Origin of the sequence: Flavobacterium sp. (genome assembly GCF_013822155.1) — a bacterium.
GTDB lineage: Bacteria > Bacteroidota > Bacteroidia > Flavobacteriales > Flavobacteriaceae > Flavobacterium.
Genome location: NZ_PNJW01000022.1, coordinates 18,419 through 37,126, shown reverse-complemented (window position 1 = coordinate 37,126; position 18,708 = coordinate 18,419). Strand labels below are relative to the sequence as shown.

General features: G+C 35.3%; 19 protein-coding genes and 1 tRNA gene. 10 read left to right on the top strand and 10 right to left on the bottom strand.

The window, feature by feature from the left end; genetic code table 11:
• Position 1: 1 nt before the first annotated feature.
• Genes C0512_RS07390 through C0512_RS07355 form a run of 8 tightly spaced genes read left to right on the top strand, consistent with a single transcriptional unit; the run spans position 2 to position 6,498 of the window.
• Positions 2–1,429: a hypothetical protein gene (locus tag C0512_RS07390; protein WP_290860123.1), complete on the top strand. Its 1,428-nt coding sequence runs from the start codon at positions 2–4 to the stop codon at positions 1,427–1,429.
• Positions 1,426–1,944, top strand: a complete 519-nt coding sequence (locus C0512_RS07385; protein ID WP_290860122.1) for a hypothetical protein — start codon at positions 1,426–1,428, stop codon at positions 1,942–1,944. The genes C0512_RS07390 and C0512_RS07385 overlap by 4 nt, the downstream gene beginning before the upstream one ends.
• Positions 1,944–3,710, top strand: a complete 1,767-nt coding sequence (locus tag C0512_RS07380; RefSeq protein ID WP_290860121.1) for a hypothetical protein — start codon at positions 1,944–1,946, stop codon at positions 3,708–3,710. Before C0512_RS07385 ends, C0512_RS07380 begins: the two co-directional genes overlap by 1 nt.
• Before the next feature lies 1 nt (position 3,711).
• Complete coding sequence (locus C0512_RS07375; protein WP_290860120.1) at positions 3,712–4,131, top strand: hypothetical protein; 420 nt, start codon at positions 3,712–3,714, stop codon at positions 4,129–4,131.
• Between the two features lie 18 nt (positions 4,132–4,149).
• Positions 4,150–4,797: a hypothetical protein gene (locus C0512_RS07370; RefSeq protein WP_290860119.1), complete on the top strand. Its 648-nt coding sequence runs from the start codon at positions 4,150–4,152 to the stop codon at positions 4,795–4,797.
• Positions 4,790–5,374 carry a phage holin family protein gene (locus C0512_RS07365; RefSeq protein ID WP_290860118.1) on the top strand — a complete coding sequence of 195 codons (585 nt, stop codon included), beginning with the start codon at positions 4,790–4,792 and terminating at the stop codon, positions 5,372–5,374. Before C0512_RS07370 ends, C0512_RS07365 begins: the two co-directional genes overlap by 8 nt.
• Positions 5,358–5,891 (top strand): TIGR02594 family protein, encoded by a 534-nt coding sequence (locus C0512_RS07360; RefSeq protein WP_290860117.1) that lies wholly within the window; start codon positions 5,358–5,360, stop codon positions 5,889–5,891. The genes C0512_RS07365 and C0512_RS07360 overlap by 17 nt, the downstream gene beginning before the upstream one ends.
• Positions 5,881–6,498 carry a hypothetical protein gene (locus C0512_RS07355; RefSeq protein ID WP_290860116.1) on the top strand — a complete coding sequence of 206 codons (618 nt, stop codon included), beginning with the start codon at positions 5,881–5,883 and terminating at the stop codon, positions 6,496–6,498. Before C0512_RS07360 ends, C0512_RS07355 begins: the two co-directional genes overlap by 11 nt.
• A 23-nt stretch (positions 6,499–6,521) precedes the next feature.
• Here the strand turns inward: C0512_RS07355 and C0512_RS07350 are convergent, their stop codons facing one another.
• The 10 genes from C0512_RS07350 to C0512_RS07305 all read right to left on the bottom strand — a co-directional run bounded on the left by C0512_RS07350 (position 6,522) and on the right by C0512_RS07305 (position 16,443).
• Positions 6,522–7,121 (bottom strand): hypothetical protein, encoded by a 600-nt coding sequence (locus tag C0512_RS07350; RefSeq protein ID WP_290860115.1) that lies wholly within the window; start codon positions 7,119–7,121, stop codon positions 6,522–6,524.
• A gap of 3 nt (positions 7,122–7,124) precedes the next feature.
• Entirely contained in the window at positions 7,125–8,330 is a 1,206-nt protein-coding gene (locus tag C0512_RS07345) for a site-specific integrase (RefSeq protein ID WP_290860114.1), read from the bottom strand.
• A gap of 104 nt (positions 8,331–8,434) precedes the next feature.
• Positions 8,435–8,507: transfer RNA gene (locus C0512_RS07340), tRNA-Met, on the bottom strand.
• Positions 8,508–8,843: 336 nt separating this feature from the next.
• A complete protein-coding gene (locus C0512_RS07335; protein WP_290860113.1) occupies positions 8,844–9,494 on the bottom strand; it encodes a response regulator transcription factor in 651 nt (216 codons plus the stop codon).
• A gap of 2 nt (positions 9,495–9,496) precedes the next feature.
• Positions 9,497–11,269 (bottom strand): HAMP domain-containing sensor histidine kinase, encoded by a 1,773-nt coding sequence (locus C0512_RS07330; RefSeq protein WP_290860112.1) that lies wholly within the window; start codon positions 11,267–11,269, stop codon positions 9,497–9,499.
• Between the two features lie 201 nt (positions 11,270–11,470).
• Positions 11,471–12,448 carry an MlaD family protein gene (locus C0512_RS07325; protein ID WP_290860111.1) on the bottom strand — a complete coding sequence of 326 codons (978 nt, stop codon included), beginning with the start codon at positions 12,446–12,448 and terminating at the stop codon, positions 11,471–11,473.
• A gap of 8 nt (positions 12,449–12,456) precedes the next feature.
• Positions 12,457–13,209: an ABC transporter ATP-binding protein gene (locus tag C0512_RS07320; RefSeq protein WP_290860110.1), complete on the bottom strand. Its 753-nt coding sequence runs from the start codon at positions 13,207–13,209 to the stop codon at positions 12,457–12,459.
• A gap of 2 nt (positions 13,210–13,211) precedes the next feature.
• On the bottom strand, positions 13,212–13,994 hold the full coding sequence (locus tag C0512_RS07315) for an ABC transporter permease (protein ID WP_290860109.1): 783 nt from the start codon (positions 13,992–13,994) through the stop codon (positions 13,212–13,214).
• Positions 13,995–14,122: 128 nt separating this feature from the next.
• The gene (locus tag C0512_RS07310; protein ID WP_290860108.1) at positions 14,123–15,322 is read right to left on the bottom strand and encodes a hypothetical protein; all 1,200 of its coding nucleotides are present in this window, start codon (positions 15,320–15,322) and stop codon (positions 14,123–14,125) included.
• Positions 15,323–15,444: 122 nt separating this feature from the next.
• Entirely contained in the window at positions 15,445–16,443 is a 999-nt protein-coding gene (locus C0512_RS07305; protein WP_290860107.1) for a GntR family transcriptional regulator, read from the bottom strand.
• Between the two features lie 121 nt (positions 16,444–16,564).
• On the opposite strand from C0512_RS07305, the gene C0512_RS07300 reads away from it, so the two are divergent.
• Positions 16,565–17,608 carry an aldose epimerase family protein gene (locus C0512_RS07300; protein ID WP_290860106.1) on the top strand — a complete coding sequence of 348 codons (1,044 nt, stop codon included), beginning with the start codon at positions 16,565–16,567 and terminating at the stop codon, positions 17,606–17,608.
• 9 nt (positions 17,609–17,617) lie between these two features.
• A complete protein-coding gene (locus tag C0512_RS07295; RefSeq protein ID WP_290860105.1) occupies positions 17,618–18,706 on the top strand; it encodes a glycosyl hydrolase 53 family protein in 1,089 nt (362 codons plus the stop codon).
• Positions 18,707–18,708 lie beyond the last annotated feature (2 nt).

Below are 18,708 nucleotides of genomic sequence, written 5' to 3'. Positions count from 1 at the left end.
CATGGCAAACATGCAGTCCAAAATTATCGAAAGATACAAAGAGGAGACAAAGAGAATTTACAACAAAAAATTTGGGGTTATCTTCGATGGTGAAGATAACCTCAAACCCGTTGTTGTTGAAAACCTAATTGACAGTTCTCCGACTGCTTTACAATGTGCTTGGATAAATGAGCGTTTTCTTGGTGGAGCCGGTTTTGAAGTTGATCTCTCAAAAGTGAATATTTCAGATGGCATTCTTCCCTATTCTCCAAATAATTTACTATTCGATGTATGTGAGCCTTTGTCAAGACATCAAGGAGTATGGGTACATGTTGGATATAACTTCAATTATGAAAAGGATAGCTTTAATGTTATCCCCTATTCTCTTTGTAAGCTAGGAGAAAAAGACAGTAAGGATTATAATGGTAAAATTCTTCTTTCCCGTAAAGGTTGGGGTAAAGATTTAAAGAAAGACCAAGTTGAAGTATATGATGTATATAACCCAAGACCAGAAGTAATTCAAACGCAAGTTGATGCTGCAGGTGGATGGAATAATTACAAAGGACAAATTTTCTTCTTTAAACTAAATGATAAGTATGATTATCCTAAATCTAAGATTGAAACTGCTTATACGTTCGCAGATACTGAAAATCAATTAGGTTTATTCTACAATGGTACCGCAAGAAGAAGTTTTGAGGACATTACAATTATTAGGCATCGTCAGTTTCCTAAAAATGAAGATAAAGTAGACTTCTATAAAAATCTTGAAAAGATGTCAGGGTTTGAGAATACTTCATCTAAGCTAGTTGTAGAAGATGATTTTGACGATGAAAGAGATAAAACCGGAAACTTCAAATTTGATACTTTAAAAAATGAAGTTCGTAGTGAAAAGTATGCTCACTTTGAGACATCATCTTCAAACTACATTAGAAAAGTATATAATATTCCTCCTCAGTTGATTGATTTTGTGGCCGGAAAACTTGGTAATACTTCGGGAGAAGATTTAACTAAAGCTCAATCAATTTACAACTCAATCATTTCAAGAGATCAGGAGAAAATTGAATTATTTTTTGCGGAATTATTCAAAAATCACAAGGATAATATCAACCCTTCAGGGAACTGGACTATTAAACAATATTCATTATTAGAAGATGGTACTGTTAACTACGAACAAGGAGTAGACATTACAAAAAACTCACAAGCTCCTCAACCATTAAATGATGAACAACTAGCTCAAAAGGAAATAAGAGTAGCACAGGCAACCTTGAGAGGTTCCGTTGGTGGAGTAACTACCATATTGGCTATTCAATTATCAGTTTCTAATAAAACGACAACTTTTGATTCAGCTGTGGCCATGCTTGAGAATATTTATGGTTACTCAAATGAAGTGGCCAAACGAATGATTGGAGAGCCTGTAATTTTAGAACCAACTAATCCAGATAAAAAATGATACTGTTAATTACTAAAGCTCAAGCAATGGCATTTCTTCAAATTGCCGTTGGAGTATCAGATACTGAATATGAAAAGTTTATTGAACAAGCTCAGGATTTTGATTTGAAAGAATTGGTATGTGAAGAATTCTATCATGATCTGCTTAAAAATAAAACACAAGAAAACTATGCAAAGCTTATTACCGGTGGAGAATATGAATACAATGAAAATACTTATTCGTTCAAAGGATTAGCTGGAGTATTAGCATTCTTTTCTTATGCCCGATTTCAATTAGAATCACCAGCTGTATCAACTTCTTTTGGTATGCAATTCAAAACGACTCCTAACTCACAACCGGTTCCACTTGAAGAGAGACGTAATACATATTATCAAAAGAAGTCTCAAGCTAATAAGCTAATGGAAGATGTTGTAAAGTATATTGAAAGAAATATTGAACTCTTTCCAAAATATAATTGCCAAAATAAATGTGGAAGCTCATCAACAGGAGGCTTTTCAACTAAAGTAATTCAATAATGAATATAATTGTCAACATAAATTCACAAAAATTCAGCCTAAATGGAGTTCCATATTTCAAGAACTTCATGCCTCATGTTATAAATAACTATTTGAGAATAGTGAATTGTTATGATAGCAAACTTATTTTATGTGAATTTAGTGAAGTAAGTAATTTTTCAGTAAATGGAGTAGTTTATGCTACTGTAAATGAACTTCAAAACGCATTGTTACCGGTACTTTATTCACGAAATACATTAGGAAGTGTTGGTGGTTCAATCCAAGAGTTGGATAGAATAGTAAGTTTAGGAACTGAAGTTTTGGATGCAAATGAAGTTACCTACGGTGTTGGGTTTACTTGGTATATAAATCAAGTATTAAATGCTAATGATGGTGATGTATTGATTGAGCTTCCTTTGGCCTCTGATAACATGTACAGAAGGCATCTTATTTATCTAAATGATTCTTCTGAAATATTACTTCAAGTTGGTGAAGAAAGCGATGTGATAGTTGAAGAACCTATTTTACTGCCTGGTACACTTAGACTAAGAGAATATATAATTTTTGGAGCGGATATAATTAATACTATCGGTCCTGAATTTCCTTTCGATTTGGATACTCTTGACGAATTAAATTCTGTACCATTAGATAATTCGTTGATGCTAGTAAAGCAAGGTTCTCAACATTACAAGGTTAAAAAATCTTTGCTTTCTATTTTTAATTACTTAAAACTTTCAATACAACCAGCAGACATATTAGCATGGGAAAATGGTACCGGTAATTTATTTCTAACAGATAAAAGATTGTCAGTTTATTTTGGGAATGGCATATCTATTTCAATCACTGCAAATGACCAAAATAATGGCTCATTGACATTACCAAGAGTAAGTGGTATGGTTGAGATAATTAGGTCAGTGACAAATGTAACAAATAATAGAGATTTTTTTGATATTGATACCTCTAGGCTGATAGTGTTAACAGGAACTGGTGCAAAAACACTAACGTTACCGGCTTCATTTGTTACTTCACAATTAGAATTTCAAGTAATATTAAAACAAGGAACTGGTTTCATAGCATCACCTACGTTTACTGTAAATGGTGCAAATACAACTATAGAATTAGAGTCAAATGTTCTTTATAGATTGAAAAGAATTTCTACTACAGAATTTATTTTAACACCTAAACCTGGTTCTAGTGGAACAGTTCCCTCAGCAACAGACGTACTAGCCGGTATAATGAAATTGTATGCCTCATTAGGCACAAATACCGATGGTTCAATTCGTCAAGATTTTTTTACTTCAACAATCAATAAAATTGAAAACTTTTTTATATCAAAACAAAACGGGACGTTCGGAAGTCACACCGGTGACCTTTTAGAAACAGTTGTAAGCGTTGATGATGTTGTAGGTGGATTTTTTGTGCCAGGGGATGGTATGGCAATTCGCATTAAAGGAAAAAAATCAGGAGCTATTGCAAACGTCACATATAGAATTAGATTCGGAACTACCGGTACAACTGCTGATGCTCTTATTGCCACTTATACCGGTAACAATCAAGGAGTAAATTTTGAAAGGCTGAACATAGAATTTTTAACAGGTGATTTAGTAAATGCAGTTTCACCAACAGCAAATCTAATCACTGACACAATAGGAACTAATTCAGCATTTTCAGATGTGTCATTGACTTATTCAGCAGCATGGAAAATTACTATAACCGCTCAATTAGGTAATGCTGGAGAAACAGCTTCAATTAAAACTTTCAAAGCTTCAAAAACTAAATCTATTTAATATGTATTATAAAACAGATGAACAAGGAAATTACTTAGGTGTAAAATCAGAAACGAATGAAGGGATGGAGTTTTTTTCTACAACACCATTGCCAACTGACATTGCTAAAGTTAGAAATGTTGGAGGTGTTTGGGTGAATGCTGAAACTGAAGAAGAAATCTTAAGCACTAGAGAAGTTCCACAACTTGTTCCGCTTTGGTGTATAAAAGTAATCTTGCATGAAATGGGCTTATTGGCAACCGTTGAAATGGAGCTTTCTAAATTACCCGAACCAATGAAAACTCGTGCATCTTATATATGGGAGTACGGCAATCAGATTGACAGAAAATCACAAACTGTGGCATTCATTGGAGCAGTTCTGCAAAAGGACAAAACAGAAATTGACACGATATTCATTAACGCGAATAACATAGAACTTTAACCCTTAAACTCAAATAAAATGAAAGATTTAATTATCAAATACAAATGGATGATTTCAACTATTTTAATTATCCTTACTCAAATTCAAGAGCTGCTTGAAATTTCTCCGGTATTCAAATTGATTATTCAAATATCAATTATTACACTTACTGTTTTCGTGCAAAGAGCCGAAATGATTGACGAAATAAATCTAGCTAGATATAATCTTTTTCATTATGATGAAAGAGGCGGAGCTAAAAAACCATTCATTAAAATTACGGTTCACAAAATGATTTGGGATTTAATCTTAAAAATTCCAACAGATTTTAAAAGGGAAAATTTGACTAAAGAAGAAAACATACCTAGTCATTTATTGATTGGAGGAGCTTGTTTATTTTTAGTCATGCCATTAGTTTTAACCGGACTTCCTCAATGGTTTGCTTTAACTCTTGGTGGTTTTTCTGCTATTGGTGTAGGAATGATTATTGAATTAATTCAAGTTAAGTTTTTTGATGGAATAGGAAGTGATAGGGATGTTCGTTGGACATGGTATGGTTATTATCTATTCATTCCGGTTTATTTGTTAATACAGCTCATTGGAGCTTCTGTAATTGGAGATTTAATAACTGCCTTAACATTAATTGTAATTGCTTTTTCTATACACCCTATAACTAAAAAAAATGAATAAATTTTTTAATTACATCCTTCAGGGATTTGGTTATGTAAATGCTCAAGACTTCATGACAACTGTCTTCAAATGCTTCTACTTTGGAGACCTGAAAATATTTTTAACTGTTGCGTTCACCTTCGGAACATTGAGAGAATTTATTATAGATTCATCCGGATTAGATTTAGTTTTTTGGCTAGCATTTTCTTTTTTGATTGTTGCTGAATGGCAAACAGGAATCAATGTAGATATAAAGAAAGGAAACAAATTTAGAAGCCGGAAGTTTGGCCGAATGATTCTAAAAATAGGTGTATACATTGGAATATTAGTACTTATAAACAGTTTCGCTAAGAGTACAAAAACTATAATTTTTGGAGATTTTGAAGTAAATCCATTCGGTTGGGTTTTCTATGTTGTTGTGGTTGCCATCACTTTCCAGATGTTGATTAGTTGGTTTGAGAATCTTGGCAATTTAGGTTATAAGGAGGCCGGAGGATTAGCTGGAATAATCTTAAGAAGATATAACAAGTGGTTTGAATTTGACGGCCAAAAAGATGGGGATAACTTTAATAATCAAAGAAATGATTCACCAGAATAACTATAAGTTTCTTGAAAAAGAATCGGGACCAAAAGTAATTGTGGAAGCTGTCAAGCTTTACGGAACTAAAGAGATAGTTGGAAAACAACATTCAAAAGAGATTCTATCTTGGGCAGAAGATTTAGAGCTTAAAAATTCATACACTAATGATGAAATTCCTTGGTGCGGATTATTTGTAGCTATTGTAGTTAAACGTGCCGGATTTGATGTAGTTCATAATCCTCTATGGGCTCGTAACTGGAATAATTTTGGAACAAAACAATCTATTGCTATGCTTGGTGATATTCTAACTTTCACAAGACCAGGTGGCGGTGGTCATGTTGGTTTTTATATTGGCGAAGATGATACTTGTTATCATGTGCTGGGAGGCAATCAAGCCAATATGGTCAACACAACTCGAATTTTAAAAAGCCGTTGTATAGGTATTCGAAGATGTGATTGGAAGATTGCTCAGCCAAAAAATGTTAGAGTAATTAAATTAAGTTCAACCGGTCAAATTTCAGAAAATGAATCGTAGTATACCATATATAATTATTGCTATTCTTTTAGCTGTTATTTGGCTTCAAAACTCTTGTGAACCAAATCCACCATCAACAAAAGCAATTGTTATTCCGGAGAAGTCAGGAACGTTTGAACCGGTGGTTCCTAAACAAGAAGTTGCTAAGTGGAATGATCCAAAACCAATTATCAAATGGAAAGAAATTAAAATTGAAATTGAGAATCCAATTAACTTAAAGCTTTTCAATGATTATCTAACTGCTAAAGATTCAATGGAAAGAATGAACATAATGCTTCTTGCAGTTACCGAAAGAACCATTGATGAACCTTTTGAAGATAGCCTAATTAAAATTAATATCACCGGTAGCGTTTACGGAACCGTTAAGAACATAAAACCTACTTATACTATCAAATCAATTGAAGTGGATGCACCTGAAGAAAAAGAAACTGTATTTCGTTTGATGGGCGGTGTGGAGTTCGGAAACACACTACAGTTTGATTCATTCTTGGTAAAAGGTAATTTAGGGTTTCAAAACAAAAAAGGAAACGTTTTTACGGCTTCCTTTGATACTCAACAACGCATTTGGGTGGGTTACAATGCTTCTATATTTAGGATTAGAAATTGAAATTATTCATGAGAAGGTAACTATTAATTTTGTTTTCTTTGTTTAAGCATTTCCAACTCCAATTGTAATTTTTCAAGGTTAATTTTAGCTGTATTATCACTTATAATCTGTACTTTTCTCCAATAGATTAAACCCAATAAAATCATTAATGTTGATATTAAGAATAATATAATTGACTGCTTCTCTACAAATGATTCATACTTTTCATACTCTAACATATATTTTTTTTCTTTAAAATGACTTAAAACGCCATCCTTAATAAGCTCTTTTTTTAATGAATCTATTTTGAAATTATAAATCTTTAAACTATCAATTTTTAAAGGTCCATGCTTGTAAATTGTTTCTATTGTTTTTTTATCTACTTTTTTCGAATCTAATAATGAATCATAAACTAAGAGTGTGCTTTTTATTATTTTAATTTTACTATCTGATTTATACCACTCTTCATAATTTTTTTCATTTTTCGAATCGAAAACAAATAGTTCCTTTCTAAGTTCGAGTTTTAAATTTTCAAGATCAAATGAAAGTTTAAGTCTATAACTAATTGTAAAAACCAAAATTATTATACCTAAAGTAAAAGAAGTCTTATATAATGTTTCGGTCGGTAAGTTGGTACTAAACATATTTTAAGCGAATTTGTTATTTAATTTTTTTAACCTCTCAAGCTTTCTGCTTTCCTCTCCAACAGCGTAATGATTTAAAACCATTTTTGTATCTGTGTGGCCAGCTAAACGTGCAGCATCTTCCAAAGATAATAATTCTGCTGTTTCATCAAGATTTAAATGTTTCAAAGCATAAAAATCAGCTGTCACTTCTAACTTATCTTTCACATGCATTTTCCATCGACGTTGAATGTTTTTGTAAGCAATAATTTCCGGACCAGGTTTTAACCCGGTTGAAAAGACATAATCTTCTTTCCTTCCAAAAATTGAACGTTGCCATAGGTGAACTGCAATATCCTTAATTGGACGTTCAATCCATTGAGATTGATTGCCCTTCTTTATCAATGTTCTATAAACTTGCTTTTTAATATCAACATCTTTGATCTGCAACCTCAATAGCTCAGTTATACGTCCACCGGAATGAAAGAAAATAATTGTAAACCTCCAAAAGTCCGGATAATGCTCTTTTAAAAATTGATTGACTTGTTTTCTCTCGTCTTCAGATAAAATTTCACGTATTTTTTTCTCAGTGGTTTTCTTACGGATGTCCTTCATTATATTATACTCAACCGCCTCATATTCTAATAAATCTCTAAACAATATTGAAATGTATGAACGATATTTATTATACTTATGTGCAGAGAATTTTCCATCTATTTTTTCAATATTTTCAATAACTAATTTGTAATGTTTCCTCTTAAAATCAATTACAGATATTTCTTGAAATCTCAAATTTTTAACTGATCTTTCAAACTTGTCTACTATATTTCTTATCTCTTTTATTGTTCTGGTTTCTATTTCTAATCTATCAAGAACGAATCGGATAGCATCTATAATTTTTGTATTTGGATTTATATCATAATTATAAATATCTTCTTCAACAGCCATATAGTTTTTAGTGATAGGATTCCAAAGCTTATCTTCAAAAAGTTTAGGTATTTCTTCAAGGAAGAATTTAACTGCTTCTTTCCGTTGTTCTAAAGTTTTGATACGATTGAGTTTTTTCCTGAAAGGGAAACCTTTGGGATACTTATCAGCGAATAAAGGGTCGTAATAGTAACATTGTACGTACCATTGTTTTTTTAATGATGATTTTGCGGTGGTGGTTCTCCAGTCTTCAGGAGATACCCAAAGCTCAGAATAAGAGCATCCGTTTTTTAGATTTTTCATAATAGCTACATTGTCGATTACATTGTCGTTTTCGTGTAGCTACCTCTCGAAAGTGAAGTTTAAAAAAAGCCGGAAACCAAATTGGGAGAGGTTTCCGGACTTAGTAGCGGGAACAGGACTCGAACCTGTGACCTTCGGGTTATGAGCCCGACGAGCTGCCTACTGCTCTACCCCGCGATTTGTGAGTGCAAATATACAACGAATAATATAAAAAGCAAGTAAAATAGATATATTTTAATAAACAACCTGCTACTACACCTGATTAATAGACTACTATCATGCCTTAAAAACAATAAAAAACACCCTGATAACGTGTCAGGGTGCATTCCAAAATTCAACTAAATACCCGGATAGGCATAAAACAGATTACCAATCTACTATTTATCATTAACTTCTTTGGAGCAATAAAGGGTAAAAGCCATTTGTTTAACTTCACAACAAAAATAAAGAATTAAAATCAGGCACGTTGTAGTACTTCGTTCTGCCTAATGTAGAAATAATGCTACACTTTTTTTATTGTTCGTGGTAATACACAAACAATTCGATGAGTGCCGCTAAGTGTTCTATTTGTAATTTTTCGAAGATTCTTTTTTTATACGTGCTTACGGTAGTTTTCTGAAGATTCAGCACATTCGAAATTTCTAAATTGCCCAATCCTTTCACCATTAATCGGGCTACTTCCAATTCCCGTTCAGACAAATAATCCATTGGATTCAATGGCTTTTCTTTAAAATTAGAGGTAAAAAATAACTCTTTGACAATTTCACTAAGGTAACGCCCTTCATTAACCAAAGCCAAAAGTGCTTTCTGAATTTGCTCTTCATCACTGAGTTTGTTAAGATATGCCTGTGCTCCGGCATTGTAAAAATAAAGGGCATGCACTTCTTCTTCTAAAGCGGAAAAAATCATCACTTTACAGTCGGGTTGACATTTTTTAATCTCCGGAAGTAGCGATAAACTATTTCCTTCGGGAAAACTGACATCTAAAATCAATACATCCACCGCTATTTCCTGTAACAATTGACGCACCTTGGTGAAATTATCCGCTTGCCATATTTTGGCTTGGGGGAAAATCTCCTTCACTAACATAGCCATTCCTTGACGAACTATCAAATGATCATCGGCCAAAATAAAATGCATTTCGGTATTTTGTTTGTCAGTCATGTTTACGCTTGTCCCTCTTTCTCCAACACCAGCGAAAAAGCCACGGTGGTCCCACAGTTCACTTCACTGTTAATTGAAAAACTTCCTTGGTACAAGGTAATGATTTCCCGGCAAAGCAACAAGCCTAAACCGGTACTGATTTCATGCAACTGAACGGTTTCTTTCCCGTGTACCACCGCCTCCATAATCAGTTCAAATTCTTTTGGCGGAATACCCTTTCCGTTGTCTTTGATTTCGACCATCATCCTCACCTGTCGATTGCCTTGTGGCTGAACGGCCATGGCTATCCGAATAATCCCTTTTTGAGTAAACCGATTGGCATTGCCCACCAAATTATAAAACAACTGCTGTATTTTTACCAAATCTGCCTTTACCGAGCATGATTCGAGTTGTTCTGTAGGTACAATCAATTGGTTTCCGGATTGCTCCACTAAAATTTGTAAATTTGAAAATAATGCATTCAATTCTTGACTCAATTCAAAAGGCTCCTTCTTCAAGCTTAATTTGTTGTTTTCCGTTTTGGAAAAATCCAACACTTGATTCACCAACACCAAAAGGGAATTGGCAGTATACTGTAACGACTGAAACACCTCTTTGGTTTCTACCTCTGAAAATCGTTGACTCAAGCGTTTGCTGAACACGCCTATCAAACTGAGTGGGGAGCGAATTTCATGGCTCAACATTCCCACGATTTTTGTTTTAAACACCAAATGTTGCTGAATGGTTGTTTGTGCTTGGGTCAGCTGTTCTTCTTTTTGAAAAGCCAATCGGGTAATGAGCACCAAAAATAAGGTTAACAACAATAATCCTCCGATTAAACCGAATAACGCAAAAATTCGGATAGTATGGTTGGTTTCATCTTGTTCCAGCACCGCTTGTGCGTTTTCTTTATAAATTTCATTGGAAAGTCGGTTAAAATCCGCCAACATCAAATGGCTTTCCGTAACCAACGCTTCATTCAGAGCCATCAAGGCCTCATCTTCCTTTTTTAAGCCATAAAAACTGTTTCGCCATTGGACAAACAACTCTTTGTAGTAAGTTGAAGCCTGTTGTAACAATTCTTTCATTTGCTCCTGCACCGTTCCGGACGTCGTTTTTTTTCCGTATTTCATTTTTACGGTATTCTCAACAATGTCTTTTTGAATTTGTACTCTCCCTGAAAAAGCTGCCATCAAACGGGAAAATAAATTCTTACGGGCTGCCTGCCCGGCTTTGATATGGGTTTCAACCTCCACATTTTGTAAAATTTCCTGTTCCGGAAAACTTTTAAACTCGACTGTTTTACTGTTCAAAAAAGTGGAATCAGCAAGATAATATGTCAACAAGGTATCTAAACCCATTTTTAAATCAGCCAATTGGTGCTCCTTAAGGTTTTTTTTGGCAATTAATTGTTTCCATCGGGCATGGTTAGCGGACAAACCATGCAAAGTATCCATTCGTTTCACAACACCACCCATTAACTCAAAATACTTTTCCAAAGCCGTTGTTTCTCTTTTCAGAAAAAAAGTTTGCAACTGCCATTGAGCATCCATGTAGTCTTCTTGGGTTTTATCGGCCGTGAGCCGCACCTTATCCGCCAATTGCATTTCAGCTTTTAACGCATTTAATTTGTTTTGATTGATCCATTCGTTATAAATGGTCAGTCCTAACAAAAACTGCATGACTACCAAAGCCACTAAAAGTGAATAGTGAATTATTTTTCTGTTCTTCGCCGTAACGAAGTCTTTGCGGGAAAAGTGTAAAAACTCCCGAAGTTTACTCATTTGTTCTGACATTGTATTGCCCCAATTTTACAAGTCCGTTTATGCTGCAAAATACCGAAACACCAGGTCTGACTGCTACTTCCGCAATTTCAAGTCAAAAGTATGGATAATACCACAAAGAGAGGTGATAAAGCAGGGGATATTTTTGTCGAATTTGTTCTACATAATGAAAGGAAAAGGTTGATTTCAGTGCCTTTTGGCGTATAAAAAAGCTTACTTCTTATTCGCTTTCGCTTTTTCCTTTTCCAATTTTTTAAAATAGCCCCTCAACAGAAAATTATGCTTCATGGCTTCTAAATCTTCATTGAGTTTTATACTCGCCTGGTTTAAATTGAGCATCGTCGAATCAATCTGTTGCACCAATTTAGGGTCGTTAGACAAGTAATTCAATGCCCCTTTCCCCTCTTTTATATTGGTAATGGTGGCGTCTAAATTTGTAATCACCTTTTCCATCTCACCACTGGATTGCTCTAAATTCACTATGATTTTTTTGATGGAATTGGCCACTGCCGTGTCTTTTAATACCCCCACCACATTGTTTTGGTCGTTTAGAGAGGCAATCAGTTTATTCAAATTTTGAACCGCTTCTGAAGTCCCTTTTCCGGATATTTTGAGGTAATGCATTGTTTCTTTTAAATCTTTAGCCAAGAGGGTGTCATTAATCAGCAATCCAACCGTGCCTTTTCCCTGCGTGATTTGTTTGGTGATTTTTAATAAATCTGCTGTTAACAAGGCTGCATTTTCATTGGTTACATTGAGTGTTTCCAAAATATCATCGGTTCTGATTCGGCTATAGGTTCTGATTTCGTCCTCGGGCTGAACGGGTAAGTCGTTCCCTTTTCCGGGGATAATGTTGATGATCATATTCCCTACTAATCCGTCAGAAGTAATGGTGGCAATCGCATTTTTTTTAATATGCGGTATGATTTTATCCTCAATAATCATCGTTACGCGAATAACGGTGTCATTTATCATACTAATTTCGCGGACAGTCCCTACATTGATACCGGAATAACGAACACTGTTTCCCAATTGCAGTCCATTTACATTATTGAATACAGCCGTTAGCTGCGTTGTTTTTCCAAACATATTTTGCTTGTTTCCCACAAAGTAAATAGCGGCAACAAAAATAGCCAGCCCCAGAATGACGAAGATTCCGAGTTGAATTTTTTGATTGGTTGATTTTTCCATACTGCTTATTATTTAAAAAAGGCCTGCACTTTTTCGTCCTTTATCGCTTTTAGTTCTTCAAAAGTACCTTCGGCATAATTGATTCCCTCCACCAATAAAATCATGCGGTTTGAAATCACTCGAGCACAATCGACATCATGTGTAATAATCAGGGAGGAAGTTTTATATTTATGTTGAATCGTTTGCATTAGCAAGATGATTTCTTTAGACGTAATTGGGTCTAACCCTGTTGTAGGTTCGTCATACAAAATCACTTTAGGTTGCAATATCAACGTACGGGCTAATGCCACTCTGCGTTTCATTCCACCGGAAAGTTCATTGGGCATTAAGTCGATTGCATTTGCCAATCCTACATTTTGTAATGCCTCCATGACCAAAGGTGTTGTGTCTTTAATCACACCGAATTTTTTGGTGTGGCGACGCAATGGAAATTCTAAATTCTCCCGAACTGACATCGAATCATACAAGGCACTCCCTTGAAATAAAAACCCGATTTCTGTGCGAAGTTCGTCCAATTGCTCCCGGGAAAGTTTGCTTATATCTTGCCCCATGATATTTATCGTGCCACTATCGGGTTGTTCTAAACCGATTAAACATTTTATCATCACTGATTTTCCGGAGCCTGATTTTCCCATCACCACCAGGTTTTCCCCTTCATACAAATTCAGGTTAAACCCATCCAATACCTTATTGCTTCCATAGGATTTGTATAGCTCTTTAATTTCCACTACCGGTTTTCTATTTTCCCTTGTTTCTTCCATGGCTATAAATCATAAAAAATATCGGTTAAAAAAACAGCTATAAAGTCAATGATAAACAACAACATCGACGTGTAAACCACTGCTGAATTTGCCGCTAAACCCACTCCGGCCGTTCCTTTTTTACAAGTAAACCCTTTAAAACAGCCCACTAATCCGATGGCAAAACCAAAAAAGAAAGATTTGAGGGTTGCCGGAATGATATCGCCAAATTCCAAATGTTTAAAAACCTGATTAAAATATAATAAAAAGGAAACGTCCCCTTTGATGTTTTCAACTAAAAAAGAACCAAAAATAGCAACGGCATCTCCAAAGAATACTAAAATGGGCAACATAAATGTGGTTGCCATAATTCGGGTAACCACTAAATACTTAAACGGATTGGTTCCGGACACTTCCATTGCATCAATTTGTTCCGTCACCCGCATCGAACCCAGCTCAGCTCCAATTCCGGAACCAATTCTACCGGCACAAATTAACGCGGTGATGATTGGCCCGATTTCTCTTATGATGGATATCCCTACCATAGAGGGAATCCAAGAAACTGCTCCAAACTCTTGCAGGGTTGGTCTGGATTGTAAGGTAAAAACCAGTCCGATGATAAATCCGGTAACCCCCACGAGCAGTAGCGACGCATTTCCCATGTTGTAACATTGTCGGAGAAATTCTTTAAATTCAAAAGGTCGTTTGGTTGCTTCTTTAAAAAAACGGGCAGAAAAATAGGCTAACTCTCCGGTTTCTTCCAGGAATGTTTTTGAAGTTTGGAGTATTTTATCAATTACTTTCATAAAAAAATGAATTAGCTGATATGCCTAAGGGCTACTCAAAGTTAAGCCTTTTCTTTCACTTTTTCAACAATCTATCTACACAAAGGTATTCACTAAAAAACACAAAAAAGTTGATGTAAGTCATGTCCTTAAAAATTCTCATAAAAACCTAACCTAAAAGTCACATCCTGTTTGCTCACGCCTAAATCTAACGAAATATTAGAATTGTTGATTTTACTCCATTTGATACGCAATCCCGTTCCAATTGCCGGATTAAATTTTTCAAACTGATAGGTATCAATTGCGGAAACGGAGGAAACGTTCGCAAAAAAAACTGCCCCTAAAAGTCCGTCTTTAGTAATATCCGTTCGGTATTCCGATTCCAAATAAATCAACGCATTGCTCCGGAACCGGTTTCGGGTAAAGCCTCTCCCCGTTTTTTGAAAATGGTCCCAACCAATACTGGGCAAATCGAGGTAATGAGGATTGCCTCCAAACGTATTCCACCAAAAAAACTTATTGGCCCACACGCGATGCTTTGTTTTTGAAAATGACTTGAAGTTTCTCAAATCAAAATAAACAGAACTATAATCGGTCATATTATCATTAAACTTAGAATTGAATTTATAATCCAATTCCATAAACACCCCTTTGGATGGATTCGTAATATTATCCCTGGAATCGTAAATCGTTTGAAACGCAAAACCGATGGCTAATTCGTCGCTAAAATCATTGTTCATGTATTTTACATAGTCGGTTTCTCCTTCAATAAAAGATTCCTCTGAAATATTTTGATAATTATCCAGCAAAAATCCTAAACCGAGGTATAACTGCTTTTTCACCCGACGGGCTACATATTGATACAACCGCCATTGTTGGTAATCTAAAACAGATTGTTCGTTTTCATAGTTGTTATTACCAATACCATACGTAGATTGCGGATAAATCATGTAGCGATAATCGCCCGTTAAAACATATTTGTTCCCTTTGGTAAACAAATACGTTTGCACCGGAAAAATATATTGGTTAGAAAAGGTTAACGACGGTGTGAACGAAACAGCAGACATATTCGTGTTTTCCAATTCACTCAGGTAAAAAGTGGTTACAAATGAAATCACAAGTGCTCTTCCTGCTCCGCTTGAAGAGGTTGATGCCGGAAGTAATGAAAAAACCGCTTTTTTATCTTGGTAATCTCGCTGCGAAACTAAAGAATCCTCTCTTTTGAAAACTTTATAATAGACATCTTTTAAATCTCTTTGTTTTACGCCTAACGAATCTGATTGAGCGAAACCACTTAAACAAAATAAAGTAAGAAAAAGAAAAATGCCTTTTGAAATGAAAGCCTTCATTTAACGAATCTTTTATGGAACAGCCCTACTTTTCCGTTCGGGAAATTTGTCTTGTAAATTTATTGCTTTTTTAACAATTATCCATCCTCTATAATTCAAAAAAAAACAATACTTAGCAATTTTTACAACGAAGCCCGAATGATTAACTGACTTCGGTTTTCCACTTGTTCTTTTTTATTGTTTAAAATCATTTCTGTCAAAAGAACGCCCATTGCCTTAAAATCAGTTGAAATGGTGGTAATTCCGTTTTCTACTACTTTCTTCAAGGGCGTATCATTGTAAGAGATAATTCCGAAATCCAGACCAATCTGCAATTGTTGCACTTTTGATTGTTCTAATACCTGAACCAAATGACGGTCGTTTGGAATAATAAAAACAGTACCAACTTGGATCGTTTGTAAATCAAAATCCCGAATTACTTCATGCACGAAATGATGTTCCTGACAGAAATTTAAAAACCCTTCCACCATCCCTAACGGCTCTTTAAATCCGGGGAAAATCAAAACCATTTTTTGGTATTTTGCTAACTTATTTTTGGCTTCTGCTAAAGCCCTATACATGTCTTTTACAAAATTTTGATGAACAGAAGGATACTTGATTAATTCTTCATTGGTTTGGTCTAAAATATAGACATCATTTTTAGGCAGTGTTTTGATAAGGTCCGCCGCACCCACTAAATTGGTAGGCATAATAATGTATTTTGAATAATTTCCATTACTTTCATTGATTAGTTTTCGGAACATTTCCAAATTAAAATGATGGAAGAAAATATCAATCTGGGCTTTGTTATCAATGGATTCCAAAATAGAAGTATACAAATCTTCCTTAAACGCATTCAACTCATCAAAAAGCACAAAAAAACGTTGTTCAAAACTAAATTCCACACTTTTTATATAATAGCCTTTTCCTAAAATGGCAAAAACAATTCCTCTTTTTTTTAATTCCTCATAGGCCAGTAAAACGGTATCCCGAGAGATTGAAAATTCCAAACTCACTTTATTGACTGAAGGTAATTTGTCCCCGCGTTGTAATCGTTTAACCGCAATTGCTTCTTCGATAGAGGCTATTATCTGTTTGTATTTTGGAACGCCGGAATGATTATCTACTGTAATTAACTTCATAAAAAATGACTCTTTACTAAAAACTGGTGGCAAGATAATCAAAAACCGGTAGGTACCGGTATGGTTATTAAACAATGTTCCCTACTTTTGATGAGACATTACTATTAAAATGATATAAAAAATGCATTTTTCACAATTAGATCACCCAAAAAACATCAAATCTTTCGGAACGCTATCCGACGGAAAAGAGGTTTTGTGCTATACTCTAAAGAACAAAAACGGCATGGAATTGTCGGTTATCAATTATGGAGCGACCATTACCTCGTTGAAATTCCCTTTGTCAAATCAGGAAAAGATTGATGTGGTATTGGGTTTTGACACCTTAGCCGATTACATTGCCTCCTATGATTTGCCCAGTGCTCCCTATTTTGGTGCCGTTATCGGACGATTTGCGGGAAGAATTAACCAGGCTACTTTTTCCTTAAACGGAAAAGAAATCAACTTAACGAAAAATCACGGTGCCCATCAATTGCATGGCGGTGTTAAAGGTTTCAGTCAACAATTTTGGAAAGTTAAAAAAATCAGCGAAGGAGACTATCCTTCCATCACTTTAGAATATATCAGTCAACATTTAGAAGAAAATTATCCCGGAATCCTGATGGCTGAAGTGACCTATATGCTTACAGAATCCAATCAGGTAATTGTGGAATTTCATGCCCATGGCACGGAAGATACCCTATTGAATTTAACCCAACACAGCTATTTTAATTTAGATGGTCATCAAGGAAATGTGACCAATCAAGATTTAATTATTCATTCTGAATCGGTATTAGAAACCAACCAAGAAAACATCCCGAGCGGTGTTCTGATTAAGTTGAGCGACAGTTCTTTTGATTTTACTAACGCTAAAAAAGCTCCCAAATCCATTGACAATACGTTCACTTTAAAAGCCAATCAAAAAGTTGCGGCTGTTTTAACCAGTGAGCAGCATAACTTAAAAATGACTGTTCTAACCGATCAACCGGCGGTTCATGTCTATGTTGGCGGCAATTGTTTTGGGCAAATCAAAGGAAAAGAAGCAGCGGATTACCATCCGGAAAGTGGCATTTGCTTTGAAACACAAAATTATCCGGATGCTCCGAATCATAAAAACTTCCCTTCTGCCGTTTTAAAAAAGGGAGAACGCTATCACCATCAGACCATTTTTGCTTTTGAAACAATTTAAAAAAATACTATGAAAAATTTATTGAAAATTTTTACTTTACTTTCATTGGTCTTCCTTATTGGAAGTTGTTCAGAAGATGACTCAAACACTCCGGAAGATCCTGTAGTGGAAGACAATTTTATCCGAGCGGCAGATATGTCTTACCTTCCTTTGATTGAAAGTGAAAACACTGTTTATTACAATGCCAACAATCAGCCTGAAATAGCTTTGACCACTTTAAAAAATGCAGGCTGTAATACGATTCGAATTCGTCTTTGGAAAAATCCTGCCGATGCTCATTCCGGATTTAATGAAGTAAAAGCATTTGCTCAACGGGTAAAACAAGCCGGTATGAAAGTATGGTTAACCGTTCATTATTCCGATACTTGGGCTGATCCCGGAAATCAAACTACTCCTGTTGCCTGGCAAAACTTATCTTTTGCAGATTTGAAAACAGCAGCATCAGATTATACCACAACCATTTTAACAGAGATTCAACCGGATATCTTCCAAATAGGAAATGAAATCAACAGTGGGCTATTATGGCCAAAAGGTCATTTAATCAACAATGAAAGTCAGTGTTTAGAATTGCTTTCTACCCTAAGTGCTACCATCCGAACACAAGCTCCTACAACAAAAATCATGATCCATTATGCGGGAATAGGTTCCGGTGCAACTTGGTTTTACAACAAGATGAGCACCGTTGATTATGATTATATCGGGTTGTCCTTTTACCCTGTTTGGCATGGTAAAAGTTTACCCGATTTAAAAAGCACTATAAATTCGTTAGGGCAAACGTATAACAAAAAAGTAGTGGTTGCGGAAACAGCCTATCCGTTTACGTTAACTTGGAATGATTGGACCAATAACCTTGTTGGTTTAGAAAATCAATTAATCCCGGCTTATCCGGCCACCCCGGAAGGGCAAAAAAATTACCTTCTAGCCATAAAATCACTAGTCAAAGAAACAACAAGCGGAATCGGTTTTGCTTATTGGGGAACCGAATGGGTTGCTTTCAGAGGCAATGAGTCCACCAATGGATCGCCCTTTGAAAACCAAGCCTTGTGGGATTTTACAAACAAAGCCGTGCCGGCCATGGCCGCCTTTAACAAAGATTAATC